Annotated in this window: 26 protein-coding genes; 18 read left to right on the plus strand and 8 right to left on the minus strand. The window is 65.7% G+C overall.

The features are described from left to right. The first annotated feature begins 309 nt into the window (after window positions 1–309). The 3 genes from ACQP0C_RS09230 to ACQP0C_RS09240 are packed head-to-tail and all read left to right on the plus strand — an operon-like array spanning window position 310 to window position 2,470. Window positions 310–1,005: a type 1 glutamine amidotransferase domain-containing protein gene (locus tag ACQP0C_RS09230; RefSeq protein ID WP_433732453.1), complete on the plus strand. Its 696-nt coding sequence runs from the start codon at window positions 310–312 to the stop codon at window positions 1,003–1,005. Between the two features lie 2 nt (window positions 1,006–1,007). Next, window positions 1,008–1,562 (plus strand): TetR/AcrR family transcriptional regulator, encoded by a 555-nt coding sequence (locus ACQP0C_RS09235; protein ID WP_433732454.1) that lies wholly within the window; start codon window positions 1,008–1,010, stop codon window positions 1,560–1,562. Window positions 1,563–1,597: 35 nt separating this feature from the next. Then, the gene (locus ACQP0C_RS09240) at window positions 1,598–2,470 is read left to right on the plus strand and encodes an aldo/keto reductase (protein ID WP_433732455.1); all 873 of its coding nucleotides are present in this window, start codon (window positions 1,598–1,600) and stop codon (window positions 2,468–2,470) included. Window positions 2,471–2,522: 52 nt separating this feature from the next. On the opposite strand, the gene ACQP0C_RS09245 is transcribed toward ACQP0C_RS09240, so the two are convergent. The 3 genes from ACQP0C_RS09245 to ACQP0C_RS09255 are packed head-to-tail and all read right to left on the minus strand — an operon-like array spanning window position 2,523 to window position 5,571. After that, window positions 2,523–3,659, minus strand: a complete 1,137-nt coding sequence (locus tag ACQP0C_RS09245; RefSeq protein WP_433732456.1) for a 2Fe-2S iron-sulfur cluster-binding protein — start codon at window positions 3,657–3,659, stop codon at window positions 2,523–2,525. Window positions 3,660–3,673: 14 nt separating this feature from the next. Beyond that, on the minus strand, window positions 3,674–5,158 hold the full coding sequence (locus ACQP0C_RS09250; RefSeq protein WP_433732457.1) for a phytoene desaturase family protein: 1,485 nt from the start codon (window positions 5,156–5,158) through the stop codon (window positions 3,674–3,676). Next, window positions 5,155–5,571, minus strand: a complete 417-nt coding sequence (locus tag ACQP0C_RS09255; RefSeq protein ID WP_433732458.1) for a nuclear transport factor 2 family protein — start codon at window positions 5,569–5,571, stop codon at window positions 5,155–5,157. Before ACQP0C_RS09255 ends, ACQP0C_RS09250 begins: the two co-directional genes overlap by 4 nt. A gap of 121 nt (window positions 5,572–5,692) precedes the next feature. On the opposite strand from ACQP0C_RS09255, the gene ACQP0C_RS09260 reads away from it, so the two are divergent. From ACQP0C_RS09260 to ACQP0C_RS09295, 8 genes are all read left to right on the plus strand, one after another. Further along, window positions 5,693–6,259, plus strand: coding sequence for a PadR family transcriptional regulator (locus ACQP0C_RS09260; RefSeq protein ID WP_433732459.1), 567 nt, complete (start codon window positions 5,693–5,695; stop codon window positions 6,257–6,259). A 180-nt stretch (window positions 6,260–6,439) separates the two neighbouring features. Continuing rightward, window positions 6,440–7,144: a response regulator transcription factor gene (locus tag ACQP0C_RS09265; protein WP_433734490.1), complete on the plus strand. Its 705-nt coding sequence runs from the start codon at window positions 6,440–6,442 to the stop codon at window positions 7,142–7,144. Then, on the plus strand, window positions 7,122–8,681 hold the full coding sequence (locus ACQP0C_RS09270; RefSeq protein ID WP_433732460.1) for a sensor histidine kinase: 1,560 nt from the start codon (window positions 7,122–7,124) through the stop codon (window positions 8,679–8,681). Before ACQP0C_RS09265 ends, ACQP0C_RS09270 begins: the two co-directional genes overlap by 23 nt. A gap of 502 nt (window positions 8,682–9,183) precedes the next feature. After that, the gene (locus ACQP0C_RS09275) at window positions 9,184–11,220 is read left to right on the plus strand and encodes an ArnT family glycosyltransferase (RefSeq protein WP_433732462.1); all 2,037 of its coding nucleotides are present in this window, start codon (window positions 9,184–9,186) and stop codon (window positions 11,218–11,220) included. A 294-nt stretch (window positions 11,221–11,514) separates the two neighbouring features. Further along, entirely contained in the window at window positions 11,515–13,725 is a 2,211-nt protein-coding gene (locus ACQP0C_RS09280) for a hypothetical protein (protein WP_433732463.1), read from the plus strand. An 80-nt stretch (window positions 13,726–13,805) separates the two neighbouring features. Further along, on the plus strand, window positions 13,806–14,675 hold the full coding sequence (locus tag ACQP0C_RS09285; protein WP_433732464.1) for a MurR/RpiR family transcriptional regulator: 870 nt from the start codon (window positions 13,806–13,808) through the stop codon (window positions 14,673–14,675). Window positions 14,676–14,782: 107 nt separating this feature from the next. Beyond that, entirely contained in the window at window positions 14,783–15,592 is an 810-nt protein-coding gene (locus ACQP0C_RS09290) for an HAD family hydrolase (RefSeq protein ID WP_433732465.1), read from the plus strand. Between the two features lie 18 nt (window positions 15,593–15,610). Next, on the plus strand, window positions 15,611–17,035 hold the full coding sequence (locus ACQP0C_RS09295) for a lipase maturation factor family protein (RefSeq protein WP_433732466.1): 1,425 nt from the start codon (window positions 15,611–15,613) through the stop codon (window positions 17,033–17,035). Here the strand turns inward: ACQP0C_RS09295 and ACQP0C_RS09300 are convergent. Beyond that, on the minus strand, window positions 17,029–17,436 hold the full coding sequence (locus ACQP0C_RS09300; RefSeq protein WP_433732467.1) for a hypothetical protein: 408 nt from the start codon (window positions 17,434–17,436) through the stop codon (window positions 17,029–17,031). The two genes, ACQP0C_RS09295 and ACQP0C_RS09300, sit on opposite strands and share 7 nt — an antisense overlap. Window positions 17,437–17,517: 81 nt before the next feature. Here ACQP0C_RS09300 and ACQP0C_RS09305 point away from each other — a divergent pair, with 81 nt between their 5' ends. Continuing rightward, complete coding sequence (locus tag ACQP0C_RS09305; protein WP_433732468.1) at window positions 17,518–18,069, plus strand: PadR family transcriptional regulator; 552 nt, start codon at window positions 17,518–17,520, stop codon at window positions 18,067–18,069. A 5-nt stretch (window positions 18,070–18,074) separates the two neighbouring features. On the opposite strand, the gene ACQP0C_RS09310 is transcribed toward ACQP0C_RS09305, so the two are convergent. From ACQP0C_RS09310 to ACQP0C_RS09325, 4 genes are all read right to left on the minus strand, one after another. Beyond that, the gene (locus tag ACQP0C_RS09310; protein ID WP_433732469.1) at window positions 18,075–18,749 is read right to left on the minus strand and encodes a VC0807 family protein; all 675 of its coding nucleotides are present in this window, start codon (window positions 18,747–18,749) and stop codon (window positions 18,075–18,077) included. A gap of 214 nt (window positions 18,750–18,963) precedes the next feature. After that, window positions 18,964–19,809 (minus strand): helix-turn-helix domain-containing protein, encoded by an 846-nt coding sequence (locus ACQP0C_RS09315; RefSeq protein ID WP_433732470.1) that lies wholly within the window; start codon window positions 19,807–19,809, stop codon window positions 18,964–18,966. After that, window positions 19,806–20,261, minus strand: coding sequence for a DUF6879 family protein (locus ACQP0C_RS09320; RefSeq protein WP_433732471.1), 456 nt, complete (start codon window positions 20,259–20,261; stop codon window positions 19,806–19,808). Before ACQP0C_RS09320 ends, ACQP0C_RS09315 begins: the two co-directional genes overlap by 4 nt. Before the next feature lie 43 nt (window positions 20,262–20,304). Beyond that, complete coding sequence (locus tag ACQP0C_RS09325; RefSeq protein ID WP_433732472.1) at window positions 20,305–20,739, minus strand: hypothetical protein; 435 nt, start codon at window positions 20,737–20,739, stop codon at window positions 20,305–20,307. Between the two features lie 119 nt (window positions 20,740–20,858). Between ACQP0C_RS09325 and ACQP0C_RS09330 the strand changes: the two genes are divergently transcribed. The 6 genes from ACQP0C_RS09330 (at window position 20,859) to ACQP0C_RS09355 (ending at window position 26,428) form a co-directional block, all read left to right on the plus strand. Next, window positions 20,859–21,149 (plus strand): hypothetical protein, encoded by a 291-nt coding sequence (locus tag ACQP0C_RS09330; RefSeq protein ID WP_433732473.1) that lies wholly within the window; start codon window positions 20,859–20,861, stop codon window positions 21,147–21,149. Between the two features lie 686 nt (window positions 21,150–21,835). Continuing rightward, window positions 21,836–22,762 (plus strand): reverse transcriptase domain-containing protein, encoded by a 927-nt coding sequence (locus ACQP0C_RS09335; RefSeq protein ID WP_433725846.1) that lies wholly within the window; start codon window positions 21,836–21,838, stop codon window positions 22,760–22,762. Between the two features lie 121 nt (window positions 22,763–22,883). Beyond that, complete coding sequence (locus ACQP0C_RS09340) at window positions 22,884–23,789, plus strand: site-specific integrase (RefSeq protein ID WP_433722436.1); 906 nt, start codon at window positions 22,884–22,886, stop codon at window positions 23,787–23,789. Next, window positions 23,786–24,715 (plus strand): tyrosine-type recombinase/integrase, encoded by a 930-nt coding sequence (locus ACQP0C_RS09345; protein WP_433722437.1) that lies wholly within the window; start codon window positions 23,786–23,788, stop codon window positions 24,713–24,715. Before ACQP0C_RS09340 ends, ACQP0C_RS09345 begins: the two co-directional genes overlap by 4 nt. Beyond that, window positions 24,715–25,704, plus strand: coding sequence for a tyrosine-type recombinase/integrase (locus ACQP0C_RS09350; protein ID WP_433722439.1), 990 nt, complete (start codon window positions 24,715–24,717; stop codon window positions 25,702–25,704). Before ACQP0C_RS09345 ends, ACQP0C_RS09350 begins: the two co-directional genes overlap by 1 nt. Window positions 25,705–25,816: 112 nt before the next feature. Continuing rightward, window positions 25,817–26,428 carry a group II intron maturase-specific domain-containing protein gene (locus ACQP0C_RS09355; protein WP_433725845.1) on the plus strand — a complete coding sequence of 204 codons (612 nt, stop codon included), beginning with the start codon at window positions 25,817–25,819 and terminating at the stop codon, window positions 26,426–26,428. The last annotated feature ends 297 nt before the right edge of the window (window positions 26,429–26,725 follow it).

The raw sequence follows: 26,725 nt of genomic DNA on the forward strand, positions 1-26,725 counted from the left end.
TTACCTGATCTGCTGACGGCATACAGGTGGTGCAGACGTTTTGGTGGAAACAAAATTCGATAATCCGCGCAGGATCGTTGCCGGGGATGTGATTCAACGCACATTCGGTGCGATCCATCGGAATTTCGATGTCTCAAATAGCCAATTCTATTGGTCAACCTTGATCGGGCGGGGCTACGTTCGACGCTGTCGCTGCTGACGAATCGAGCACAGAACGTCAGCTCATCCACTGGACGAGGGCACTCGGGCCAGCGCGACGCAACTCGATGAGCGAGCTCACAACCGGGCTCCGACCTACGGAGACAACCCATGTCGAAGATTCTTTTCGTGATGACCGGCGTCGATTACTGGACGTTGGCCGATGGCACCAAGCACCCCACCGGCTACTGGGCCGAGGAGTTCGTGGTGCCCTTTCAGGCGCTGAAGGCCGCAGGCCACGAGATCGTGGTGGCCACACCGGGCGGTGTGGTGCCGGCCGTAGACAAGGGCAGCCTCGCGCCCGAGGTCAATGGCGGCCAGGAGACCGCCGACCAGCGGGCCGGCGTGGTCGCGACCAGCACCGAGCTGAACAACCCGATCGCGCTGGAGCGGGCCGGCCTCGCCGACTACGACGCGGTGTTCTACCCGGGTGGCCACGGCCCGATGGAAGATCTCGCGGTAGACGCCACCTCGGGCGAACTGCTCAGCGCCACATTGGATTCCGGCAAGCCGCTGGCGGTGGTGTGCCACGCGCCCGCCGCGCTGCTCGCCGCGACCAAGGCCGATGGCAGCAATGCCTTCGCCGGTTACGCCCTGACCGGATTCACCAATGTCGAAGAGACGCAGGCGGGTTTCGCCGATAAGGCCAAGTGGCTGCTGCAGGACCGGCTGGTCGCGATCGGCGCCGACTTCCGCGAGGCCGATCCCTGGGCCCCGAATGTGGTGGTCGACCGCAACCTGATCACCGGCCAGAATCCGGCGTCCTCGGCCGGTGTCGCCGACGAACTACTGAAGAAGCTGTCCTGATCATGGCCCCCGACCGGCTCGCGGAGGTGCTGGACGCGACCTACGAGTGCCTGACCCGCTACGGCGTGCGGCGCACCACGGTCGATGACATCGCCGCCACCATGGGGGTGTCCCGGTCGGCGGTCTATCAATACGTCCGCAGCAAGGACGACGCCGTCCGGCGGCTCGCCGAACGCCTGCACACTCAGGCGCTCGCGCGAGCCGAGGCGGCGGCCGCGACGGAAAGCCCTGCGGCCCAACGTATTCGCGGGGTGCTGGCGGCCAAACTCGACCTCGTGCTGCACCTGAAGGGCGATTCTCCGCACGGAACCGAATTGCTCGACCACAAGGCACGCCTGTTCGGCGATATCTGCACCGCATTCACCACCGACCTGCGCGAACTGCTGGTCGGACTGTTCACCGCGGCGGGCACCGCCGAGCAGGTGTCGCCCGCGGCGGCCGCCGATATCTGTATCGCCATGGTGATCGGCTTGGAATCCGCGCCCCAGGCCTGGCGACTGTTCGACCCCGCCGTTACCGCACTGCTCAGCGGGTTGCTCACAGGCGCCCTACCGTGAACAACGCACCGCCCCAACCAGAAAGAACCACCACCATGAGTACGAATGTCGAATCTCGTCCCGCCGATGCGTCGGGCACCTTCGCCATCGGCGGGGATCTGCCCGTCAACCGGCTCGGTTATGGCGCCATGCAGATCACCGGACCCGGTGTCTGGGGTGATCCCAAGGATCCCGATGAGGTGGTAAGAGTGTTGCGGCGGGCGGTCGAGTTGGGCGTCAACTTTATCGACACCGCCGACTCCTACGGTCCGTTCGTCAGCGAACAGCTGATCCGAAAGGCACTGCACCCGTATGCCGATGACCTCGTGATCGCCACCAAGGGCGGGCTGACCCGCTCCGGCCCCGGCGATTGGCGGCCGGTGGGGCGTCCCGAATATTTGCGCCAGCAAACCGAATTGAGCTTGCGCCACCTCGGCGTCGATCGCATCGACCTCTACCAGCTGCACCGCATCGACCGGAAGGTGCCGCTGGCCGACCAGCTCGGCGAGCTCGTACTCCTGCAGCAGGAAGGCAAGATTCGCCACATCGGCGTCTCGCAGGTGAGTGTCGAACAGCTGAAGCAGGCTCGGGAAATCGCCACCATCGTCTCGGTGCAGAACCTCTACAACCTCGCCAACCGCACCGATGAGGCCGTGCTCGACTACGCAGCGGCCGAGAATATCGCGTTCATCCCGTGGTTCCCGATCGCCACCGGTGAACTCGCCAAGCCCGGAGGTCCGCTCGACGCCATCGCCGAGCAGCACGGTGCCAGCCCCGCGCAGCTCGCCTTGGCCTGGCTGCTGCGCCGTTCCCCGGTGCTGCTGCCGATTCCGGGCACCTCGACCGTCGCGCACGTCGAGGAGAACATCGCGGCTGCCGCGATCACGCTCACCGATCAGGACTTCGAGGCCCTGTCCGCCGCGGCATGAGCGCCGCTGCCGACGGCTCGGGCGGGCCGTCGGCAGCACCTGGCGGATCGGGTCAGATCTCTACTTCGACGTCGGTGAGGGGGTAGGCGACGCAGGAGTGGGTGTAGCCGAACCGGCTGTCGGACAGGCGCAGTCGCGCTTCCTCGGCATGGTGGACCTCGCCTTTGCAGACCCGGACGCGGCACAGGCTGCACTCGCCGGATCGGCAGGCGGCCTCGGGCCGGATGCCCTGATCTTCCAACGCATCCAGCAGCGGTCGGTTGCGTGGTGTGCGGAACGAGGTGGCGCCCACGGTGACGGTCACCTCTTCGGTCGCATCGAGTCCCGCGGGCCAGTGCGGTTGTGCGGTGGGGTCGGCGGGCGCCCCGTTGGCCTCGAAGCGGATCCGGCGGCGTCGCTGACCGAGCGATGTGAGTTGTTGCAGCGCATAGGGATACAGCGCCTGCGGACCGCATACGTACACCATCCGATCGCGCAGTTCATCGACCAGCGCGGTGATCGTCTCGGCGGTCAGGAATCCGGTCGGTCCGTGCCAGCCGGGATTCGGTTCGGCGATCACGTAATCGACGCGGATATTCGGATGTGCGGCGGCGATCGCGTCGAGTTCGTCGCGGAAGATGATGTCATCGGCCGACCGTGAGCCGTAGACCAGGTGGAAGCCACGCGCCAGCTCATTGTCGACGATATCGCGAATCATGCTCAGCGCCGGGGCGACTCCCGACCCACCCGCCAGGAACACCACGTCATCGCCGTGGAAGAGCGGATTGTGGTGGAAGGTGCCCATCGGACCGGTGGTGGTGAGATGGTGCCCGACCTCGACGGTGTCGATGAGCAGATTGCTGATCCGACCGCCGGGTACCCGGCGCACGGTCAGGTCGTAGTGGTCGAGTCGGGCCGGGCTGGAGGAAATCGCGAACGGCCTGCTGGTGCCGTCGATGAAGACGTTGACGTACTGTCCGGCCAGGAATGGCGGGAGTGGAGCCGAATCGGCCGCCGCGATCCGGAAGGTCTTGCTGGTGGCGGTCTCCCCGATCACGTCGGTGACCACCACCCGCAACCGCTTGGGGTGGTATGCGTCGATGGTCCTGTGGGTTTCGCGGTGATAGTCGCGGGTGTCGGGTGTGCGTGCGGCGATCTCGGCGAGGATTTCGGCGGTGCCGTCGAAGCGGTCGGCGAGTGGATGAGTCACGAAAGATGCTCCGTTCAGGCGGCTTTGGTGCGAAGCAGGCGGCGGGCGACGCGGGCGCCCGCCTCGAGGGTGGGCTGGAAGCCGCCGATACCGGCCCAGGATCCGGCCAGATGCAGTCCGGGGACATGGGTTCGGCGCTCGCTGTTGCGGAACAGCCAGCCCTCGGCGGCATCCTGGTCGTAGCCGTAGATGGCGCCGCCGGGGTGGCCGAGGTAGCGCATCATCGTCAAAGGCGTTGCGACATCGACCTCTTCGATGGCGTCGCGAATGCCGGGTGTAATGTGTTCGACCACATCGAGCAGGGTCTCGGCATAGGCGAATTTGGTGCGCGCGTAGTCCTGTGGCGCAATGTTGTCCCACGCGTCGGCGTACTGCAGGGTCATCAGGCTGATATGGGTCGCGCCGGACGGGGCGAAGCCGATGGGAGCGACATCGTAGGAGGAGACGCAGACCCCGCGCGCTGGTTCGAGCGAGTGCCAGGAGGCGTGGGTTCGGTCGTCATCGGCGTCCAGATTGATGAAGCTCGTGCTGGTGGTGAAGCCCAATTCCGCCGGGGTGGCGTCCAATCCCATATGCAGTACGAAGCCCGAGACGCCGATGCGGCGGGTGGCGAGATCATCGCGGACGGCCGTGGGCACGATATCGCCGAGCATCCCGTAGGTGACCGGCAGCGAAGCATTCGAGACGATATCGGGCGCGGTGACCTCCTGCCCGTCCTCCAGCCGGACGCCGATCGCGCGCCCCGCCTCGGTGAGGATGGCGTCGACGGCGGTATTGAACCGGACCTCACCGCCCGCCCGCAGGAACGAATCCAGAATGGCGGTCGACATGGCCTGGGATCCTCCGCGCACATGCCACGGCTTGAATTCGAAATAGGCGAACAGCGTCAGCGCCAGATCCTGGAAGGGCAGCTTCGACGGCGGCTGGCCGAGGTAGGTCCAATAGATACCGAGCGCGCACTTGAGCGCTTCGTCTTCGAAGTACTCATCGAGCACCGCGCGAAGGGGCCGCAGCGCATGCTCGAACAGCGCAGGATCGATCTCCTCGGCGGGCATGCCGCGCTTGGCCGCGATGTGCCAGAAGGCGACCGCCTTGATCAGATCGAAGAAGGCCCGCGCCCGAGATCCATTGCCGGGGAACGCTTCTTCGATCGCGGTGATGGCACCCTCCCAGTCCGCGGGCAGGGTCAGGTCGAGCTGCCCGGGAATCACCGCCCGGTACAGGTCGTGCTCCTGCACGAATTCCAGCTTGTCGGCGATATCGAGCTGCTGGAACAGGCCCTCGCGCAGGGAGACCGGCTGCCCCTCGACACCCACCCCGGACAGCTGGTGCAGTGCGACCTCGAATTCGAAGCGCCCGCGCCGAAACGAAGTGCCGCAGCCGCCCGGCACATTGTGGCGCTCCACCAGGAGTGTGCGCGCGCCCGCCCGTTGCAGGGTGGCGGCCGCGGTCAGACCGGCATTGCCGGCGCCGATCACAATCGCATCGAAATCGCTCATGCGTCAGCGCCTTTCGACTCCACAGCAGCGAGCGCTTCGGTTTGGATCTGCTCGAACTGTGCGCTCATCGCCTCGGCCAGTGCGGTCGCCGCCGAGAGCGGGCGCACCATCACCATGAAGTCGTCGATCTTGCCCTCGGCGTCGAAGTGTAGGAAGTCGCAGCCGGTGAGCTGCTTGCCATTGACCTTCGCCTCGAAGACGAACGCGTGATCGCGCCCGCCCGGATCGGCGATCTCGCGCACGTAGTGGAAGTCCTCGAATACTCGCATGACGCCGCGCAGGATCGCGGCGGTGAGCGCCTTGCCCGGATAGGGCTTGAACGCGACCGGGCTGGTGAATACGACATTGTCGGCCAGCAGCGCCTCGATGGCTGCCGCATCGTTGGCCTCGACGGCTGTGCGGAAGGGGTGCATCTCTCACCTTCATACTCAATTTGTTGACTATGCTTCTCGAAGGTTAGCGAGGATCGATGCAGGGTGTCCATAGCTGAGTAGACAATTTTTTGAATAATCGCCGAGGTGATAGCCTGGCCCGATGGCATTACGCAATGCGGTGCTGGCCGCGCTCATCGAAGGCGAGGCCTCCGGCTACGACCTGGCCAAGGGCTTCGATGCGTCGGTGGCCAACTTCTGGATGGCCACTCCGCAGCAGCTGTATCGCGAACTCGATCGGATGGCCGAGGAAGGGCTGATCCGAACGCGGGTGGTGCAGCAGGAGCGCAGGCCGAACAAACGATTGCACTCGCTGACCGAAGCGGGATGGGAAGCGTTGCGCGCGTTCACCGCCGAGGAGCCGAAACCCACGGCGATCCGGGACGAACTGCTGGTCAAGGTGCAGGCAGTGGATGTCGGCGACGGGCCGGCCGTGCGCGCCGCTGTCGCTGAGCGCAAACAGTGGGCCGAGGCGAAATTGGCCCGCTACGAACGACTTCGGACGCGGCTGCTCGACGGGCGCAGTGAACAGGCGTATCTGCTGGAGGCCGAGCACGTCGGCCCTTACCTCACCCTGATGCGCGGGGTGTCCTTCGAGCAGGAGAACATCCGCTGGGCGGAACTGGCGCTCGCCGTCATCGATCGCCGACTGAGCGCGGCGAAATCCTAGTCCGGCGGGCTCGAACCTCGTTGGCCGGAGCTGGTGCAGCCCGCCTGCGGCGGGGTGGTCGGTGCCGCTTCGCGCACAGCAAGTTCACAGCCAGGGCATAGCCACCGCCGAGCCACCGCCCGGAGTATGAGGCCCATGTCCACGATGACCTCTGGAAACAGCCCGGCCAACCGAGCTGCCATGCGGCGCGCCGATGGCAGTCCGATCACTGTGCTCGTCGTCGATGACGAACCGGTCCTGGCCGAGATGTTGTCGATGGCGCTGCGGTACGAAGGCTGGGAGGTCGGCACGGCCGGTGACGGGCGTACGGCGGTGACCAGGGCGCGCGAGACCAGGCCGGATGTGGCGGTGCTCGATGTGATGCTGCCCGATATGACCGGCCTCGAGGTGCTCGGCAAGCTGCGCGCGCAGGTTCCGCATCTGCCGGTGCTCTTGCTGACCGCGAAGGATTCGGTGGAGGACCGGATCGCTGGGCTCACCGCGGGCGGTGACGACTATGTCACCAAGCCGTTCAGCATCGAAGAGGTGGTGCTGCGGCTGCGGGCGCTGCTGCGCCGCACCGGGGTGGCGAGCGAGGACGGCGGCGCGCAGATCGTGGTCGGTGATCTGGTGCTCGACGAGGACAGCTATGAGGTCACCCGGGCGGGTACGCCGATTGTGTTGACGGCCACCGAATTCGAACTGCTGCGGTTCTTCATGCACAATCCGCGGCGGGTGTTGAGCAAGGCGCAGATTCTGGATCGGGTCTGGAGTTACGACTTCGGCGGCCGGTCCAATATCGTCGAGCTGTACGTGTCGTATCTGCGCAAGAAGATCGATAGCGGTCGGGCGCCGATGATCCACACCCTGCGCGGAGCCGGATATGTCCTCAAGCCCGCGGGCTGAGGTGCGCCGCATGCGGTCGCCGCGACGGTGGTCGCTGCGAGCCCGGCTGCTGGTCGGACAGGCGCTGCTACTGGTGACCGTGGTGGTCGGCATCGGCGTCGCGACCGAGTTCGCGCTGCAACAGTTCTTGGTGCACCAACTCGATACCCAGCTCATCGATGCGCAGAAGCGCTCGCTCGGCGAGTCCGGTGGCGGCCCGAGCCTGGGGCCGCCACCCGGCGAGTCTTCCGGCAACCAGTCCGCACCGCCGCCCCCGCCGCCGCATCCGCAGAGCACCGGACCGGGGCCGGAGTTCCTCGACCGGCGTGGCATCCAGCCCGATGCGGTGGGTGCGATCGTCGATCGGGGCACGGTGACCGCCGCGGGCCGGATCGGCGGCGACGGCATACAGGCCGCGCTATCGGATGCCGCCCGCCGACAGCTCGCCGCGGCGGCGGCCAACGGCAGGGCGACCACCGTGAATATCGATGGCGAGGGCCGCTATCGCGTGATCGCGGACCGGACCTGGCAGGGCACAACGGTGGTCACCGGGCTGCCATTGGCATCCGTGGACGAGACGCTCATGTGGGTGTTGTGGGTGCTGGTGATCGTTACCGTGATCGTGCTGGTGTTCGCGGTCACGGTGGGTATCTGGCTGATTCGCCGCGCGCTGGCGCCGCTGGATCGGGTCGCGGCAACCGCCGCGCGCGTGGCCGATCTGCAGTTGGATCGTGGGGAGGTCACCCTGCCGGTGCGGGTTCCGCAAGACGATGCCGATCCGCATACCGAGGTGGGGCAGCTCGGCTCGGCCGTCAACCGGATGCTGGACCACATCACCGGCGCGCTCTCGGCCCGACACGCCAGTGAGACCCGGGTCCGGCAATTCCTCGCCGACGCCAGCCATGAACTGCGCACTCCGCTCGCGGCCATTCGCGGCTATGCCGAACTGGCGCAACGCAAACGGGCGGAGGTGCCCGGTGAGGTAGCCAATGCGATGGGCCGGGTGGACTCCGAGGCCCGGCGGATGTCGGCGCTGGTCGAGGACATGCTGTTGCTCGCCCGGCTGGATTCCGGCCGCCCGCTCGAACACGAGTCGGTCGACCTGACCCAGCTCACCGTCGACGCGGTGAGCGACGCCCATATCGCCGGACCCGAGCAGCAGTGGGATCTCGACCTGCCCGACGAACCCGTGGTGATCGTCGGCGATGCCGCCCGATTGCATCAGGTGCTGACCAACCTGCTGGCCAATGCCCGGGTCCATACCGGTCCGGACACCACGGTCGTCACGGCGCTGGCCTTCGATGGCGGCGGCGGTGCGGTGTGGCGCGTCACCGATGACGGGCCCGGCATTCCCGAAGCGTTGCAGCCGGAGATCTTTCAGCGATTCGCCCGCGGCGATTCGTCGCGCTCGCGGCGCGCGGGGAGTTCCGGACTCGGTCTGGCGATCGTGGCCGCGGTGGTGAAGGCGCACGGCGGCGAGATAGCGGTGGACAGCACGCCCGGCCGCACCGAATTCACCGTGCGATTGCCCGCGGATCCCGCCGTGACCAGCACCTGACGATCCGATCGGTCGGCTCACAGCCAACCCACAGCCGCGGCAGAGGTTGGAACGACATCGGGTCGTCACGCTCGAAGTGTGACGACGACTTCGCCGGGATCTCCCGACCACATCGACGCGGCGCCGCGCCGAATCCGACGCGAGCACCTACACCTGGGCCGCCGCCGCGGTCGGTTCGAATAACGTCGCTGGCTATCAGCTGGCCACCCGTGCACCGGTTATGGCCGTAGGCGGCCTCAATGGTACCGACTCCGCACCCACCCTCGCCGTGTTCAAGGAGTATGTGGCGCAACGCAAGAGGGGTATGGGCGGAATGCGCGGCGCATCCAGTGGCGGCAGCCAGGACACCGCTGAGATAGCCGCCTGGGTCGAGGCGAATTTCTCCGTCCGCCAGATCGACGGCGTCACCGTCGACGACCTGACCGCAACAGCTCCTAACCCACACAGACACTGCACAGCAATCGCAAATATCGGACTCACGTCCGCAGATCAGGATCGGAATATGACTACCGCTACCGAAGCGCCCGTATGGCGTGCCGAACACGCCGAGCCGGATGGCTCGGTACGGCAGGAAACCCGATGGACCCGACTGTTGTTCGGCTCCGGCGACCAGCCCCGCTGGGCCCGTCCCGGCCTGTGGACACTGCTCGCAGTGACCGCCGCCCTCTATCTGTGGGGGCTCAGCGGGTCGGGCTGGGCCAACGAGTTCTACGCGGCAGCCGTGCAGGCGGGCACACAGAGCTGGAAGGCGCTGCTCTTCGGTTCCCTCGACGCCGGTAATGCCATCACCGTCGACAAACCGCCCGCCGCACTGTGGGTCATGGGATTGTCGGGGCGCTTGCTCGGCTTCAGCTCGTTGTCGATGCTGCTGCCCCAGGCGCTGATGGGCGTGGCATCGGTCGGACTGCTCTACGGTGCGGTCCGGCGCTGGAGCGGTCCGGCGGCGGGCCTGCTGGCCGGGGCCACACTGGCGCTGACTCCTGTTGCGGCACTGATGTTCCGATTCAACAATCCGGACGCATTGCTGGTGCTGTTGCTGGTCGCCGCGGCCTATTGCACGGTGCGCGCCACTGAGCACGGCAGCGGGCGATGGCTCGCGGTCGCCGGTGTCGCGGTGGGATTCGGCTTTCTCACCAAGATGATGCAGGCGTTCCTGGTGTTGCCAGCATTCGGTCTGGTGTTCCTCGTCGCCGCGCCGATCACCTTCTGGCGTCGAATAGGCAAGCTGCTCGGCGCTTTTGCTGCCATGGTGATCTCGGGCGGCTGGTTCGTCGCACTGGTCAGCTTGTGGCCGAGTGATTCTCGGCCCTATATCGGTGGATCGACCGATAACAGCCTGCTCGAACTCGCGCTGGGCTACAACGGCCTCGGCCGGGTCCTCGGCGGCTCCGGCAACGGTGGCGGCGGTGGCGGCCCTGGCGGTTTCGGTGGCAACACCGGTTTCGGTGGCAGCACCGGCATTACGCGGTTGTTCGGTGATTCGATGGGAACCGAGATCTCCTGGCTGCTGCCCGCCGCGCTGATCGGTCTGGTCGCGGGCCTGTGGTGCACCCGCCGCGCGCCGCGCACCGGGCGGACCCGCGCCGCCCTGCTGCTGTGGGGTGGTTGGCTGCTGGTGACCGGTGTCGTATTCAGCGACATGCAGGGCACGATGCACCCCTACTACACCGTGGCACTGGCGCCCGCGATCGCCGCACTGGTGGCGGTTTCGGTGACCGAGTTGTGGTGCGGCAGGCGATTCCGGACGGCGCGCATAACGCTCGGCGTCATACTCGCGACGACCGGCGTCTGGAACTTCATCCTGCTCGACCGCACATCCGACTGGTATCCGGCACTGCGCTGGATCGTGCTGATCGGATCGATCGTGATCGCCGCGATCGTCTTTGTCGGCGCCCATCGGCTCGGCCGGTCGACCGCGGTGCTCGCGATCGCCGGTCTGCTGTTCGGACTCGCCGGAACCGCGACGTACGCCATCGAGACCGCGGCGACACCGCACAACGGTTCGATCCCGACCTCGGGGCCGAACAGCGGTCGCGGTATGGGGGGACCGGGTGGTCCCATGGGCGGCAGCGATATGGTGCCCGACGCAAGGGAAGCACCCATGGCTGGAACAACTTCCGATGCAGCGGCACCCGGACGCGGCGATGCCGACGGGTTCCGCCCGGGGGACGGCGGCGGACCGGGCGGCTCGACGGCGAACAACACGGCGCTGCAACAGCTGCTGAAGAACGCCGACAACCGTTGGGCCGCTGCAACAGTGGGCGCCCAATCGGCGGGCAGCCTCGAATTGTCCACCGGCACTTCGGTCATGGCCATCGGCGGCTTCACCGGCGGCGACAACTCACCCACCTTGGCCCAGTTCCAGCAGTACGTCGCCAATGGCGAGGTGCACTACTTCATCGCGGGCGGCGGCATGGGAGGTCCCGGCGGCGGATCGGGCAATGGTAGCGAAATCACCGCATGGGTCAAGGCCAACTTCACGGCGGTAACCGTCGGCACGACAACGGTCTACGACCTCAACCGGCCGCTCACGTCCTGAGCGTCGGCCGGATTTTACTGCAGCGCAACCACTTCCGCCGATATCCCTTCTCGTTGATGGGAAATCGGCGGAAGTGGACGTTAGGTGAACAATTGGTTTCTCAGAAGTGTTGCCGCGCAACAATAGTTGCGTCATGCTGAGATCATGGCCAGACGGTCGAAGAGGCGGCCGAGCCGGCCGAGGTGGGGATCAGAGGATCCATGGGGGTGCTGTCCGCGCCCCGTTCTATTGTTGCGCCGGTTCGGTTCGAGTCCTTGGCGGCGGCGCGTCGGATGGTTTCTGGCAGTCATATTCGTGCTGTTCGTCTTTCCCGGTGTCGTCGGCGCGGTGGCCAGTGCGCAGTACCTGGCCGCCGCCACCGGCAGCGGTGTTTCCGAAATCGACGGGCTCAGTTGGATGCACATCCGCGACTCGTCCGGGGTGCCGCTGGCCAACTATGCGTTCGCGACCGACCACGGCGGGGTGCTGAACCCGGGCGCGACCATCCTCTGGGCCATTCTCGGCTTCGAATTCATTGGCTATATCGCCATTGTGACGACCGCGATCTGGTTGATCGGGAACGCCTTGAGCTTCCAGTGGCTCAATATGTTCAGCTCGGCGCTGACCGGGGTCGCGGACCGGCTGACCGGTCAGATCGCGACACCCATGCTGCTGGTCACCGCGGCGACGATCGGTGCGTTCTGCGTCGCCTGGTTCTGGATGCGCGGCTATCACGCCAAGGCGGTGCTGCAGATCGTGACGATGCTCGGGGTGGCGATCCTGGGCCCGGTGTTCCTGGCCGAACCGCTCGCCGATGTGCTGTCCCCGGACGGACTGCTCGCCAAGGGTAGGGATTTGGGCATTTCGGTCGCCGCCGGATTGAACGGCAATAACAATCCGAATCCGAATCAGCTGGTCACGACCATGCAGCGCGATCTGGCGGACAACTTCGCGCGCCGCCCGGTGCAGGTGTGGAATTTCGGGCATGTGGTCGACGAACAACCGGCATGCCGTTCGGCGTGGTCCGCGGGGATGGCCGCCGGTGACGACGATCGGGTCCGCAAGGGCATGCAGTCGTGCGGCGACTCCGCCGCCTACAATAAGGCCCAGAATCCGAGCATGGGACAGGTCGGCACCGGACTGATGCTGTTGATCTGCGGTGGCATCCTGCTGGCCTTCGCGGTGGTGCTCGGGATCAGGGTGATCAAGGCCGCCCTGGACACGATCTATCACGGGTTCATGTCGATATTCGGGTTCGCCGCAGGCGGATTCGTGTACGGACCGACGCAGACCTTCCTGGTCCGCAATCTCGTCGACAGCGTTGTCGGGGCCGCCAAGATGACGGCCTACACCATCTTCCTCGGCATCTACGTACTGTTCATGGGCAACCTCTTCGCGCAGGCCAAGGGGGAGACCATGGCGGTGATCGTGATCGCGGGCACGGCGGAGTTGGTGGCCGTCTCGCAGCTGAAACGCCTGAGCCGCAGCCTGAGTCGGGGCAATGATTGGATCGCCAACCGCTTCGCGCTGGCGATCCAGGGCGGCCGCGCGCCCGCCGCGGGCGGCAGCGGCGGCACCGCCTTGGGGATGGGAACCATGCAGGCCAGGGGCGGTGGGTCGGGGTCAGGACTGGTGACCGGCCTGGCCGCGATCAACACCGCCAACACCTCTCCGGTCGTGGCCTGGCTGGCGATGCGGACCAACAGACCGTTGGATCCCAACGCGCGACTGCGCAAGCAGGCCGAGCTGATCAATATGCAAATCGCGGCATCGCGTATGACGCTTCACCAGCAGGAGGAACTGCGGGCCGCGCGAAACGTCCTCGACACCAAGGCCACGGGGCGCGCGGCCGAGTACGGCGGCATGGGCGACCATGTGGGCCGGGCCCATGCGTGGGACGGTCTCGGCGATATGGATGCGAGTTACCAGGGCAAGATGGGCTCGATGAACCGGCTCGGTGTCGACGAGAGAACGACCGGCAATATCGCCTCTGTGCATGCCATTCAGAAGGCAAGCAGGACGCCGAACCCGTTCGAGTTCGCACCGCGGGCGTCGGCGCACGCCGCCCTGGCCGCGGCGGCGAATCGTCGCGGCTCGGCCATTGCCCCCGAATTGGCTGGCCAGGCGCATGTCGCGGCCTACAACTTCCGCAACAACGCCCCAATGCCCGCGCCCAACGCCGCCATCGACCATGTGCTGGTGAACGACGTCAGGGCGGCCATCCAGAACAACCAGGCGCTCGACGCGGCCATCGGTCCGAATCGTTGGAGCACGGCGGACAAGGCGACGTTGCAACACATCGGAAGGAGTCTCGCCAGCGACTACTTCGATTCCGTCCACACGTGGGCGTACGACATGACGGATCAAAATCTCGCCGCAGCCATGACCAGACTCGAACATGCGAACATGTTCGATGGCCTCACCGACGGCCTGGTGAATGATCCGTGGGCTGGCATGCGGATGCGGAACCTGAGCATCCAACCGGGCGATCCATTCGCACAGGCAAGCTGGCGAAGTCTGCCCTGAGGGTTGGAGGCGGTTGATGCGGGGCACTAGAACCTTACGGTCCGTCAGTTATTGTGTGGGCCTATCGTTCGAGTACCCGAATGATCGTGAGGCTCACTGTGCGGGACAGGGCACCTACCACCTTTCAGGAGCTACGTGCCCTACTGCAACAGCGGTTGCCCGAACTGGCCGACGGACAACAGCGCATAGCCAGGCTGGTTTTGGACGATCCGGAGGGTACCGCCTTCCGGAGCATCGGCCGCAGCGCCGAACTCGCAGGCGTGCATCGCTCCTCGCTGGTGCGGTTCGCGACCATGCTCGGACTACCCGGTTATCCGGCCCTGGTCGAGCTGTGCCGCAGGCAACTGGCCGCGGAGGCGTATCTGGTGCGTAGGCCCGCTGGCGCACCGCCGCCCTCCTCGAACGATGAATTCTTCGGTGCGATGGCCGAATACGATACGAACAATCTGACCCGCACCTTCGCGCGGATCGATCGCGACGACTGGGATCGGGCGGTCGATACGCTGGCGACCGCGTCGGCCGTCCACATCATCGGTCTGCGGCGCTGTCTGTCCGTCGCCTATCTGGCCGATCATCTGCTGCGGATGATCCGGCCACGGGTCCGGCAGCTGGGAGCCTCCGCCCGCCTGCTGACCGACGAATTGCGCGATATCGAACCCGGCGATGCGTTCGTCGCCGTGTCGATCCGCCGGTACAGCAGCGATACCGTGCGCGCGGTCGAGTACGCGCGCCGCTGCGGTGCCACCACGATCGCACTCACCGACGATCCGTCCTCCCCGCTGGCCCGCATCGCGGATCTGACGTTCTATGTCGAAACCGGCTCGGTCACGGTGCTGCGTTCGCTCACCGCATTCACCGGACTGGTGCACGCGCTGGTCACCGCCGTCGGGTTGCGCTTGGAATCCGTCGGCGCCGATACCGATATCCTCGACGACCAATTGTTCGAATAGCGTCATGTCCGCGGCGGCGATCGACGATATCGTCGCCGTCACCATCTCGACCGTTTCCGCAGCTCAGCACCGAGTTTGCCGCTCCGGCTCCCGGGTACCGCTGTGATATGACGCCCATCCATGACCTTCGGGGGCTGGGTCTACCCGAGTCGATCTCGGTCGCGCTGTTCGATCTCGACGGCGTGCTGACCGACACCGCGGCGGTGCACCGGCGGGCGTGGAAGTTGGTATTCGACGAATTCCTGGGCGGTCGTGTCCATGGCGCGTTCCGGCCGTTCTCCGATGCGGATTACCTGGGCTTTGTGGACGGCCGGTCGCGGGCGGACGGTATTCGGGAGTTCCTGAAATCCCGGGGGATCACAGTGCCCGAGGGCGAGACCGATGCGGTGCCGGGGGAGCCGAGTGTCGCGGGGCTCGGCAATCGGAAGAATCTGCTGCTGCTGTCGTTTCTTGAACGTGACGGTGTCCATACTTATCCGGGCTCGGCGAAGTATCTGTCCGCGGTGCGCGCGGCCGGAGTGAAGACGGGTGTGGTGACCGCATCGGTGAATGCCGCCGCGGTGTTGTCGGTCGCGGATCTGGACCGGTTCGTCGATGTCTGCATCGACGGGGTCGAGATCGCGCGCCGCGGATTGCGCGGCCAGCCCGCACCGGACGCATTTCTCGCGGCCGCGCAAGCCTTGGACGCGAAGCCGGAACAGGCCGCGGCGTTCGAGGACAGCATCGCCGGTGTGACGGCCGGTCGTGCCGCCGGTTTCGGATTCGTCGTCGGTGTCGATCGAGCACGCGATGCCACCCATGTCGCGGCATTGCGCCGAGCCGGGGCGGATGTGGTCGTCACCGATTTGGCCGACCTCAGGACCGGCCGAGCGGAGCCGGATCTACCCGATGGGCGGGTACCTCGCCGTACGGGGTAGCGGTACGAAGGAGCGGGCATGGCGTTCACCGAATCCGAGTACTGGTTGGGCAGACTGGTCTTTCAGCACGGCCTCGCGGTGATCTACCTGATCGCGTTCTCGGCGGCGGCGCGGCAATTTCGAGCGCTCATCGGTGCACGGGGGATGTTGCCGGTGCCCAGGTTCATCCGACGGGTTTCCTTCCGCCGCGCGCCGAGCATCTTTCAGTGGCACTACTCGGATCGATATTTCGCTGCCATCGCCTGGTCCGGCGCGGCGCTGTCGGCCGCGGTGGCGGCCGGTGCGCTGCACCTGGTGCCGCTGTGGGGCGCGATGCTGATGTGGGCGGTGCTGTGGGTGCTGTATCTGTCGATCGTCAATGTCGGGCAGGCGTGGTACGCGTTCGGGTGGGAGTCGCTGCTGTTGGAGGCCGGATTCCTGGCGATCTTCCTCGGCAACGATCGGGTGGCGCCGCCGGTGCTGGTGTTGTGGATGATGCGTTGGCTGGTGTTCCGGGTGGAGTTCGGCGCGGGGTTGATCAAGATGCGCGGGGATTCCTGCTGGCGGGATCTGACCTGCCTCTACTACCACCATGAGACTCAGCCGATGCCCGGTCCGCTGAGCTGGTTCTTCCACCGCCTGCCGAGGCCGCTGCATCGAGTTGAGGTGGCGGCCAACCACTTTGCCCAGCTCGTCGTGCCCTGGGGGCTCTTCGCGCCGCAGCCGGTGGCGAGTATGGCCGCGTCGCTGATTATCGTCACCCAGCTCTGGCTGGTGCTCTCCGGGAACTTCGCCTGGTTGAACTGGGTGACGATCTTATTGGCCGCCACCGCGATCGACGGATCCTCGGCCGCCGCGGTATTGCCGGTGCCGGCTCCGCCGTCGTTGGCCGCCGCACCGGCGTGGTTCGCCGGCCTGGTGATCGCGTGCACCGTCGCGGTGGTGCTCCTGAGCTACTGGCCGGTGCGCAATCTGATATCCCGGCAGCAGCGAATGAATGCTTCCTTCAACCCGGTACACCTCGTCAATACCTATGGTGCGTTCGGCAGTATCGGGCGGACCCGCGAGGAGGTGGTGTTCGAAGGCACCGATGATGCCGAGATCACCGAGCGAACGCACTGGCGGGAGTACGAATTCAAGGGTAAGCCGGGGGATCCGCACCGACTGCCACGGCAGTGGGCCCCTTACCATCTGCGGCTGGACTGGTTGATGTGGTTCGCCGCGATCTCCCCGACCTACGCCCGCGGCTGGCTGCTCGGCTTCGTCGAGCGGCTGTTGCGCAATGATCCGGCAACGCTGCGGCTACTGCGCCGCTGTCCCTTCCCCGACTCACCGCCGACCTATGTGCGGGCGCGAATCTACCTGTACCGCTTCGCAACTCCCGCCGAGCTACGGCACGAGCGAAATTGGTGGCACCGCACCCTGATCGGTGATTACCTCCCCCCGATGACGCTGGCTCAGTAGAAACTACGTCCTGCGGGACCGCCGGAGACCGACCAGACCTCGGTGATGACCCCCGCGACGGTGCGCAGGATATCGGTGCCGCTGATGGCGATGGTCGCACCATCGGGACCGGTCGACTCCGCGCCGTACGGCCGTGCGACGAATCCGGTTCGGGTGTCATCCATTTCGACGACCGGCTCGCCCTGGGGTGTGAATCGGATGCCGGAACGCTGCTCGCGAAATTCGGCGATCTGGGCGGCGAGGGCCTGCGGATCGTGGATGTCGTCGTATTCGCTGGCACCCGGCTGGGCGTAGCGGAGGGTGAATTCGGGGGCCATGATCTTGTTCGCGAGCGCCAGCTCGCCGTTCCACATCGCGGTCCACTCGTCGAACAGGGTGATGCCGAAATCGCGCATTGTCACTCCACAATAGTCTCATTGATACGGTCTCGATGGCACTAACCTATAGTCTCAGTGAGACGGTGTCAATGGGATGGAGGAGGCATGCCGGATCTCGGGCCGCAGGACCACATCGTGCTGGGGTTGATCGCCAGGCACGGGCCGCTCACGCCCTATGAATTGAAGGCCAGACTGGAAGAGAGCGTCGACTACTTCTGGCCGGTGCCGCATGCGCAGCTCTACCGGATTCCGGTGCGCTTGGCCGAGCGCGGTCTGCTCGACGAGGAGGCCGAGCAGGGTGGCCGACGGCGCAGACTCTTCCACGTGACCGATAAGGGCCGGGCCGAACTGCGGCGCTGGCTCGCCGACCCGCGCAACCCGCCCGCCGAGACCCGCGATCCGGCACAGCTGAAACTCTTCTTCGCCGATCTCGGCGCACCCGGCGATGTGGTCGCATTGGCGAACAGCCAAGCCGCAGAACATCGTCGGCTGCTCGAGCTGTATCGATCACTGCACGCCGATATCGACCCGGCCGATAAGGTCCGCGCGGTTTCCCGCGGCCGCATCATCCGGCTCGGCATCCTGCACGAGCAGGCCTACGTCGAGTTCTGGGAAGACCTCGCCGACCCCGAATATCGGGACCGGCGGCGCGGATAGGACGCTCAGGCGCGGCGGGCGCGCTTGACGAAGCGGACGCTCAGGGCGATCAGCGGGGCGAAGAAGATGATCGACAGCACCGGCGACAGCCAGGCCATGGTGTGGACCGGGAGTTGGTAGGCGAGCAGGATCCGGACGATGGCCTCGGACAGCAGGCCGACGCCCCAGGCCGCGGACAGCGTGGTGAAGCCGCGGCGCTTGGCCGGATTGTCGCGGTAGGACGCTTCGAATTCGGCGAGTTTGGCCGGTCCGGCGGCCGAGAGCGCCTTGCGGGCGGACAGGTAGGTCAGTGGTTTGCCGACCACCGTGCTGATCAGGAAGGCGATGCCGACGATCGCGGTGCCCGCGGAATCCTTGACGATCATCATCCGGGGGTCGCCGCTGATCAGCGAGCCGACCAGGCCGAAGACGAACACGCCGAGCATGATCGCGGCGAAGGGTTCGAGGCGGCGCGACCGGATGGTCTCGATGATCAGGACCGCACCGGAGAACAGGGTTCCGGCGAGCAGTCCGGTGAAGTCGCTGTAACCGAGGCCGGTCAGCAGGAAGTAGGCGCCGATGGGCACCGCGATATCCCGCGCGATCGGGGCGAGTACACGGATCGGGTTGAAGCGCGGGGCCGGGGTCTGAACCGGTTCGGTCGACTCGGCCACGGGCGCGGCGGGGGCGGTGGGCGTCATCTCGGGTGCTCCTGGCTGGTGAATTCGGCTGTGCACTACGAGAAATGACGTTACGGTCCGGGGCGGGACGGCGAATCTGCCAACCATCACGGGTCGGGCATGACAACTGTCATGCCCAGCGCCGGCTTCGCCGAGTGCGGTGTGCGACCGTGCTATCGGGGTTTGCAACGCGACCGGGCGTGGACGAGGTCGACGCGGTGCTCGCGGTGCCGCGCTACTGAGGCGCCGTTCGTCTGCGATCGACTGCGCCCAGGATCAACGCGCGGGCAATATCGCCGGTGACGGACAACTCGGCGAGCATGTCGAACGTTCGCCCATATGTCGCGATCTCGCGTGGCTGGGTGACGGTCAGCTCGGCCGTGATGGTTTCCACGGTGGTCATGCGGTCGTCGAACATCACGAAATTAGTTGTCTGCTGCGGAATCTCGGCCATGGTCGGGACGATGCCGAGGGTGACGCGCGGGAGGCCAGCGGCGACGAGCAGGCGGTCGAGCTGGCCTATCATCACCGAACTATTGCCGACGGTGGTCAGCAGCGCCTGCTCGGCTACCAGGACGTGAAACCGGCGGTCGCCGTGGTAGAGGAATTGCTGACGTTCCATGCGCTTGGCGATGCCTGCGTCGATATCGTCCGGAAGTCGGTGCCGCGTGATGGACCGCTCGAGGATCGCTCGCGCATACTCGGAAGTCTGCAAAATTCCTGGGATCAGGACGTTCTGATAGATACGCGTCAGCCGGGTCCTCTCAGCCAGCTTGACCAGTTCATCTTGGCCGCGCCCGGTCCCAGTGCTGAGCAGGCGCCGCATTTCCATGTAGGCGGCGTCGATGTTGTGCAGGGTGGCGAGCAGGTCCGCGAGTTCATCCTTGGCGCCAGCATGGGTGCAGTAGACACGGACGTCGGCGTCAGAGGCGCGCAGCTTGCCGTATTCGAGTTTGGATATCTTCGATTCGTGCCAGCTTGCCAGTGCGGCGAGCTGGCGCCCGGAAAGCCCTGCCCTACGCCGGATCTCGCGCAAGCGTTGGCCGAGGGCCTCCCGAGCATCTTGGGCGGCATTCGTCATCTGGTGTCGACGGAGTTCAGGTAGTCGGCGTACGGCGTTGCGAGCGCCCACAACCGGTCTCGTACACCCCGGCACAGGTCGGCGATCTCCGGGTCGGAAGTAACCGCCATCCCCGCGGGCCGCCCGTCCCGGTCGACGAGATTGAACGCGACGAGCTCGTCGTCGAACAGCCACCAGTCATCCGGCGGAACGTCCCCGGCATGGTGCCGCGGGACATACCGGATGTCTTCGCCGGCGGCGACGTTGCTCGCCGTGATCGACAGCAACCACCGTTGATAGTCGGAGTGCGGAACGGTCACGACACGCACCCTACGCACTGTGACGCCGCGTCCGACCATCTCCCGCATGAATTGCGCCCACGGCCGTTGGTGGTAGTCGGTCGGGTCAGGCTCGCCCGCGAGGAACCGTCTCAAGCTTTCCGATTCCGACGCCACCGCGTAGGAGTCGCGCACCTCGAGGTGAAATGCCTTGCGCCGACACTCGCGGAACAGGTCATCAGCGGCGGGTCCGTGGACTAGCAGCACCGTAGAACATCCTCTCTAGCTTCGGCACCTCGATGGCGGTCTCGTCGACGGCCAGTATGAGCCGACCGAGTGTTTCGTCGTCGGTGACGGGGCGGCCCGACAGGCGGAAGGTGCCGCGGCCGGTGTCGGTCATCGTCGCACCGATGAACGTATCCGGATCGGCGAATCCTGGTAGCAGGTGGGGGATTTCGATGGTGCCAGCCTGTTCGGTCCGCCATCCCTGGACAAGAAAACTGTCCTGGTCGGTGGCGTACAGGGTCGGGCAGTCGCGATCTCCGGACCCGCCCTTGCCAAGAAATGTCAGCCGCATGTCGGCCCCCTCAGTTGTGAAACGCGCGGTGATTCCGCGCCTGCCAATCATCCGCCCCGTGCAAGAAATCGGTTGGTCAATGGCGAATTCTTCCAAGTTTTTGCAAACTCATGGATCGGGTGATGGCGGGGTTCGTACCGTCCGAGGTGGGCGCTCGGAGCCGGTGACAGTCGTCTTGGCCCCGAGCTGCCGCACCATCGACGACGGAGGGTGAGATGGCGCTCACTGAGACACAAGCCAAAGTGTTGGCCGCACTGGCGATTCTGGACCCTGCGCGAGCGCTGACCGTGCGCGAACTGTGCGGGCACGCTGGCCGTGCCGAGGCTGCCACGCGGGCAGCGCTGCAAGAGCTCGCCGATTCGGGTCTCGCCTATGGTTCCCGCACAGTCCCGGTCGGGTGGCGGATCACCGCCCGCGGGCGATCACTGATCAATGCACGGCCATACCGAGAATTCCTGCCGCGCAACGACGCTGCCGCGGTGAGCACGAACGGGGCAAGCCGGTGAGGGCAACACCTACCGCGATCGGTTACCTGCGCAAAGACATCGCGGGAGTCTCCCAAGACTGGGACGAGATCCAGGTGCGCCGTGAGGCGCTGTTATCCATATTGGAGGTGCGATGACTCCGAAGTGATTGTGTCGCAGCATGATCGCTGTAGCTGAGGGCAGTCTGATCCGGGAGACGCCGGGGAGGATGGGAGCAGCCCTGACAACGCCGGGAGGTGTCAGCACTGCCGAATGGTGCCGGTCCGGCAAGCGTGGGACAAAGGTGGACGCAAGGAACCAGTGTGTTAAGCCCCTCAAGCGTCCCGTCAGCTCGAAACTCGGTGGATCTGGGCTGAATTGCGGTGCGCACCGTCGCTGGCGAATCGTTTGCGGCGGGAACTCCTGTGGCCGGCGTTTGGGTGTCGGCAGGGAGGTCACGGTGAAGGTCTGCGGCGTAGCCGTGACGATGCCGCAGGGGCATAGCTGGCCACCTCCTGTCCCGAATGGATAGCAGTGAACACGGGAACCACCCCGTTACGCCCGTGAACGGTCACGGCCAGTGATCGGTTACGGGCAGGCTCGTCGTCGGCAGAGGGAGCGTGGGTGGGGCGGAGGGGTCGTAGTAGTCCGAGGCCGGGAAAGCCGGTCACATGGCGAAGGACCCCAGTGGATGTCGCGGTGAGGAGCCGTAATGGACGGAGGCACTTGTGAATACGGGTGAGTCGTGGCCGGACTTCGACGAAGCCTGGTCTCGGGTACGTCGGATGCAGTCCAAGCTGCACTGGTGGTCGACCCGTGAGGCGGGTCGGCTGTTCGATGACCTGCACAACCTTGTGTATGACCCTGCGTTTCTGGTGCATGCCTGGGAAAGGGTTCACGGCAACAAGGGTGGACGAACAGCGGGTGTCGACGGGGTAGTTCCCCGCTCGATCCCGAAGGAGTCGATCGTATTGCTGTCGCAGCTGCGGACCTCGCTGAAGGAACGGACATTTCATCCGAACCTGGTGCGGGAGAAGCTGATCCCGAAACCGGGCAGTCCCACCAAGAAGCGCAGGCTGGGGATACCGACAACAGCGGACCGGATAGTACAGGCGTCGCTGAAGTTGGTGCTCGAGCCGATCTTCGAAGCCGATTTCCAGCCCAGCTCCTACGGGTTCCGGCCGAGAAGACGTGCTCAGGACGCGATCGCCGAGATTCACATGCTCGGCACCCATGGCTATCAGTGGGTGTTCGAGGCCGATATCGAGGCATGCTTCGACCGGATCGACCACACCGCTCTAGTGGATCGAATGCGTCACCGGATCGCGGACAAACGCGTTGTGGCCCTGGTCAAGTCTTTCCTCAAAGCGGGAATCCTGTCCGAGGACGGAATCGACCGGGACCCCCAGATGGGAACACCGCAGGGCGGGATCCTCTCGCCGCTGCTGGCCAATATCGCACTCTCGGTCCTCGACGACCACTTTCAACATAAGTGGGACGCCGCTGGCGGTGGAGTGCGATATCCAGAATCGCGGCGGGCGGCCCTGCGCAGGAAAGGATTCGCGACATACCGTCTCGTCCGTTACGCCGACTTATGCCGACGTCGGCATAAGTCGGCTTATGGGGACCGGTGGGTTATGCCGACCGTGGCGTGAGGGTGCTGGATAGGCGAGGTGGTGGGGCTGGTTGGTCGGCATAATCTGGGCCTTGTGATCGTGATGGTGGCGGGTTTCGAGTGGTTGGAGGAGGACAACCACTCGAGACGGGAGAGATCACATGGGTGCCGAGATGTCGGTGGATGTGCTGGTAGCGGAGTTCCGTTCGTGGCTGGCGGTGGACCGGGGGCTGTCGCGGGAGTCGGTCCGTTGTTATGGGACTCAGGCGGGTAAGTTCCTGGCCGGTTTGCCTGGGCCAGTGGATGCTGCTGTGCGGCAGCTGGATTCGGGTCGGATCACCACATTTATGGTCGATTATTGCCGCGACTGCAACACCTGGTCGGCGAAGGCGATGGTGACCTCGCTGCGCGCTCTGCTGCGGTTCCTGCACGTGTCCGGACGGATCCCGGCGCCGCTGGTGGGCGCGGTTCCGGGGGTGGCGGGCTGGCGGTTGGCGTCGCTGCCGCGCGGTCTGGACGCGCCGGTGGTGGCGCGGTTGCTGGACGGATGTGACCGGGCGACGGTGGTGGGCCGACGCGATCGCGCAATCTTGACGATGCTGGCCCGGTTGGGGTTGCGTGGGGTCGAGGCCGCCGGTTTGGAGTTGGACGATATCGACTGGCGCAGTGGAGAAGTCACCATCCGTGGCAAGGGCAACCGGATCGACCGGCTGCCTTTGCCGGTCGATGTCGGTGAGGCGATCGTGGCGTATCTGACCGACGGCCGACCGGCCTGCGCGGTGGCGACGGTGTTTTGCACGATCCGCAGACCCTATCGGCCGTTGAACGCGGCGGCGGTGCGGGCGATCATGGGTCGTGCCTGCGCGCACGCGGGCATGGCGCGGGTGGGTGCGCACCGTCTGCGTCATTCGCTGGCCAGCGACATGCTCCGGGCGGGAGCGTCGCTGCCGGAAGTCGGGCAGGTTCTGCGGCACCGAAGTGACCTGTCCACGGCGATTTACGCGAAGGTCGACGAGAATGCGCTGCGCCCGCTGGCGCAGCCCTGGCCGATCCAGGTGCGGTCATGAGCGTGTTGCGCCGAGCCGCCGAGGACTATCTAGCCATGCGACGGGCGCTGGGGTTCAAGCTGACAACTCAAGCGGTGCAATTGATGTCGTTCATCGGCTACTGCGAGTCGGCCGGAAGTGATCGCATCACCAGCGAGCTGGCGCTGGAATGGGCGACCACGACCGGCAGCGGCAGCTGCCACGACGCCTACCTGGCACGCCGGTTGATGACGGTGCGGATCTTCGCCCGCCACTACCAGACCCTCGACCCAGACAGCGAGGTCCCACCCGAAGATGCTCTGCCGCACCACAAATGCCGGATTGCACCGTATCTGTATTCACCCGCTGAGATCGCAGCCCTCATCGACGCCGCCGGGCAGTTGCGGCCACCGCTGCGCGCGGCGACCTGGCAGACACTGATCGGCCTGCTCGCGGTGACCGGCATGCGCAAACGCGAAGCCTGCCGCCTCGACGACGAACACGTCGACCTCGATCGAGCGGCATTGGTGATCCTGGATTCCAAGTTCGGCAAGTCCCGGCGCCTGTTCCTGCACGACTCCACCGTCATTGCTTTGCGGGACTACCGACAGCAGCGCGAGCGGTGGTGCCCGAACCGGTCCGGCCCCTGCTTTTTCGTGTCCACCCGTGGCACTCGCCTGGATGCCGACAATATCCCCAGCACCTTCACCGGCCTGATCGACGCAGCCGGCATCACGGCGCCACCCGGAGGGCGACGGCCCCGGCTGCACGACCTGAGACACACGTTCACCGTCGCCACGATGATCGGTTTCTACCGCGCCGGCGGCGACGTTCAAGCACGGTTGCCGATCCTGTCGACCTGGCTCGGCCACGTCGACCCGAAATCGACCTATTGGTATCAGCAGCAGATACCCGAACTACTCACCCTGGCCGCGCAACGCCTGGAAACCGTTGGGGATGAACGGTGATGACCGCGCTGGCTCCGATCCTGCAAGCATTTTTCACCGACAAACTCCTGCGGCAGCGCCGCGCCGGACCAAACACCATCGCCGCCTACCGCGACGCATGGCGGCTGTTGCTGCAATTCGCTTCCCGCGCAACAGCAACCGCACCCAGCGGCCTGGACCTGGGCCAGCTCGATGCCACGCTGGTCACCGCTTTCCTGACCCATCTCGAAACGGAGCGGTCCAACAGCACCGCGACCCGCAACACACGGCTGGCCGCGATCCGGTCGCTATTCCGTTACGCCGCCTTGCACGCGCCCGAACACGCCGCCGACATCGCCCGAGTGCTGGCCATCCCACCCAAACGTCGTGACCGGCCCATCCTCTGCTACCTCACCACCGACGAGATCGACGCCCTGATCGCCGCACCCGACCGCAACACCTCGCTCGGGCGCCGCGATCACGCCTTGCTGGTGCTGGCCTGCCAGACCGGGCTACGCGTTTCCGAACTGATCGGGTTGACACGCAACGACATTCACCTCAACCACGGTGCTCATGTCCGCTGCCATGGCAAAGGCCGCAAGGACCGCGCCACCCCGCTGACCCGCCACACCATCGCCGCCCTGCACGATTGGCTCGCCGACCACCACGGCGCACCCACCGATCCGCTGTTCACCACCCGCGAGGGCCGACCGCTTTCGCGAGATGCAGTAGCCAAGCTGGTCACCAAACACACCCGCCGCGCCACAGCCCGCTGCCCAAGCCTGACCAGCAAGACCGTCACCCCGCACACCCTGCGACATTCCGCGGCCATGGCGCTGCTGCACGCCGGGGTCGACACCTCAGTCATCGCGCTTTGGCTCGGCCACGAAGACCCCGGATCCACCCACACCTACCTGCACGCCGACATGACCATCAAGGAGAAAGCCCTCGCCCGCCTCACACCACCCAACACCAGCCCCGGCCGCTACCACGCCACCGACACCCTGCTCGAATTCCTCGACAACCTCTGACCCGATCACAAGGGCCGGGTTATGCCGACCAACCAGCCCCACCACCTCGCCTATCCAGCACCCTCACGCCACGGTCGGCATAACCCACCGGTCCCCATAAGCCGACGACTTCGTGGTCCTGATAAACGGGACAGAGCACCACGCCCACGAGATCAGGACCGAGGTCGCCGAGCTACTACGGCCGATGGGATTATCGCTGTCACCGGAGAAAACCCGTGTCGTGCACATGGATTCGGGGTTCGACTTCCTTGGCTGGCGCATCCAGCGCCGGAAGAAGGCGGGCACGAACCGCACGATGATCTACACATACCCCTCGAAGAAGTCGCTGCACTCGATCGTCGGGAAGGTCAGATTCATCACCCGCAGGCAAGGGTCACCCTACAAGACGCTCGAGGCGCTCCTCCAACACCTGAACACTGTCGTTCGGGGCTGGTGTCTCTATTTCCGACACGGGGTCTCCAAAGCCACCTTCAGCTACCTGGCCTACTACACGTGGTGGGCCGTGGCCCGATGGCTCAAGAAACGACACCCGCGCCTGGGTTGGCGAAAGATCAAACGCCGGTTCCTCACCGAGAAACCGGATCAACGCCCAGAAGAGAATGGGACCGTGCTCTATAACCCCAGCGATATCGCCATCGAGCGATACCGATACCGGGGCAACACGATTCCGACACCGTGGAGTGCCCGCGCCGAGCAACTCGAACAAGCAGCCACACCAGCATGATGTCCATGGAGAGCCGGATGCGGGGAAACTCGCACGTCCGGTTCGGAGGGCGGTCCTGGGAAACGGACCCGAGGCAACCCGGGCACCGCGCCCAGGGCCGACCCTACATCCGCAGCCGTGCAAAACGTCTCGGCTACGACCTCGCCAAGACCGTGACATTCACTGCCGAGACCGACGACCCAGAGGGACGGCTGGTGAACGTGGTCCAGGCCCTCGATGTCGACGCGGTGATCGCGCCGAGCCTCGAACACTTCGGCGGCCGAGTGCCGCAACGGCTTGTACGGCAGTGCGAGCTGA

Source organism: Nocardia sp. CA-129566 (genome assembly GCF_050956075.1).
Classification (GTDB): domain Bacteria; phylum Actinomycetota; class Actinomycetes; order Mycobacteriales; family Mycobacteriaceae; genus Nocardia.

Bases quoted from the DNA above. Each gene is read 5' to 3' on its own strand.
- ACQP0C_RS09315 (WP_433732470.1), bottom strand. From the start codon at position 19,809: ATGACGAATGCCGCCCAAGATGCTCGGGAGGCCCTCGGCCAACGCTTG.
- ACQP0C_RS09285 (WP_433732464.1), top strand. From the start codon at position 13,806: ATGATCGTGAGGCTCACTGTGCGGGACAGGGCACCTACCACCTTTCAG.
- ACQP0C_RS09345 (WP_433722437.1), top strand. From the start codon at position 23,786: ATGAGCGTGTTGCGCCGAGCCGCCGAGGACTATCTAGCCATGCGACGG.
- ACQP0C_RS09305 (WP_433732468.1), top strand. From the start codon at position 17,518: ATGCCGGATCTCGGGCCGCAGGACCACATCGTGCTGGGGTTGATCGCC.
- ACQP0C_RS09290 (WP_433732465.1), top strand. From the start codon at position 14,783: ATGACGCCCATCCATGACCTTCGGGGGCTGGGTCTACCCGAGTCGATC.
- ACQP0C_RS09340 (WP_433722436.1), top strand. From the start codon at position 22,884: ATGGGTGCCGAGATGTCGGTGGATGTGCTGGTAGCGGAGTTCCGTTCG.
- ACQP0C_RS09240 (WP_433732455.1), top strand. From the start codon at position 1,598: ATGAGTACGAATGTCGAATCTCGTCCCGCCGATGCGTCGGGCACCTTC.
- ACQP0C_RS09260 (WP_433732459.1), top strand. From the start codon at position 5,693: ATGGCATTACGCAATGCGGTGCTGGCCGCGCTCATCGAAGGCGAGGCC.
- ACQP0C_RS09310 (WP_433732469.1), bottom strand. From the start codon at position 18,749: ATGACGCCCACCGCCCCCGCCGCGCCCGTGGCCGAGTCGACCGAACCG.
- ACQP0C_RS09255 (WP_433732458.1), bottom strand. From the start codon at position 5,571: ATGCACCCCTTCCGCACAGCCGTCGAGGCCAACGATGCGGCAGCCATC.
- ACQP0C_RS09250 (WP_433732457.1), bottom strand. From the start codon at position 5,158: ATGAGCGATTTCGATGCGATTGTGATCGGCGCCGGCAATGCCGGTCTG.
- ACQP0C_RS09235 (WP_433732454.1), top strand. From the start codon at position 1,008: ATGGCCCCCGACCGGCTCGCGGAGGTGCTGGACGCGACCTACGAGTGC.
- ACQP0C_RS09295 (WP_433732466.1), top strand. From the start codon at position 15,611: ATGGCGTTCACCGAATCCGAGTACTGGTTGGGCAGACTGGTCTTTCAG.
- ACQP0C_RS09265 (WP_433734490.1), top strand. From the start codon at position 6,440: ATGCGGCGCGCCGATGGCAGTCCGATCACTGTGCTCGTCGTCGATGAC.
- ACQP0C_RS09350 (WP_433722439.1), top strand. From the start codon at position 24,715: ATGACCGCGCTGGCTCCGATCCTGCAAGCATTTTTCACCGACAAACTC.
- ACQP0C_RS09230 (WP_433732453.1), top strand. From the start codon at position 310: ATGTCGAAGATTCTTTTCGTGATGACCGGCGTCGATTACTGGACGTTG.
- ACQP0C_RS09270 (WP_433732460.1), top strand. From the start codon at position 7,122: ATGTCCTCAAGCCCGCGGGCTGAGGTGCGCCGCATGCGGTCGCCGCGA.
- ACQP0C_RS09330 (WP_433732473.1), top strand. From the start codon at position 20,859: ATGGCGCTCACTGAGACACAAGCCAAAGTGTTGGCCGCACTGGCGATT.
- ACQP0C_RS09275 (WP_433732462.1), top strand. From the start codon at position 9,184: ATGACTACCGCTACCGAAGCGCCCGTATGGCGTGCCGAACACGCCGAG.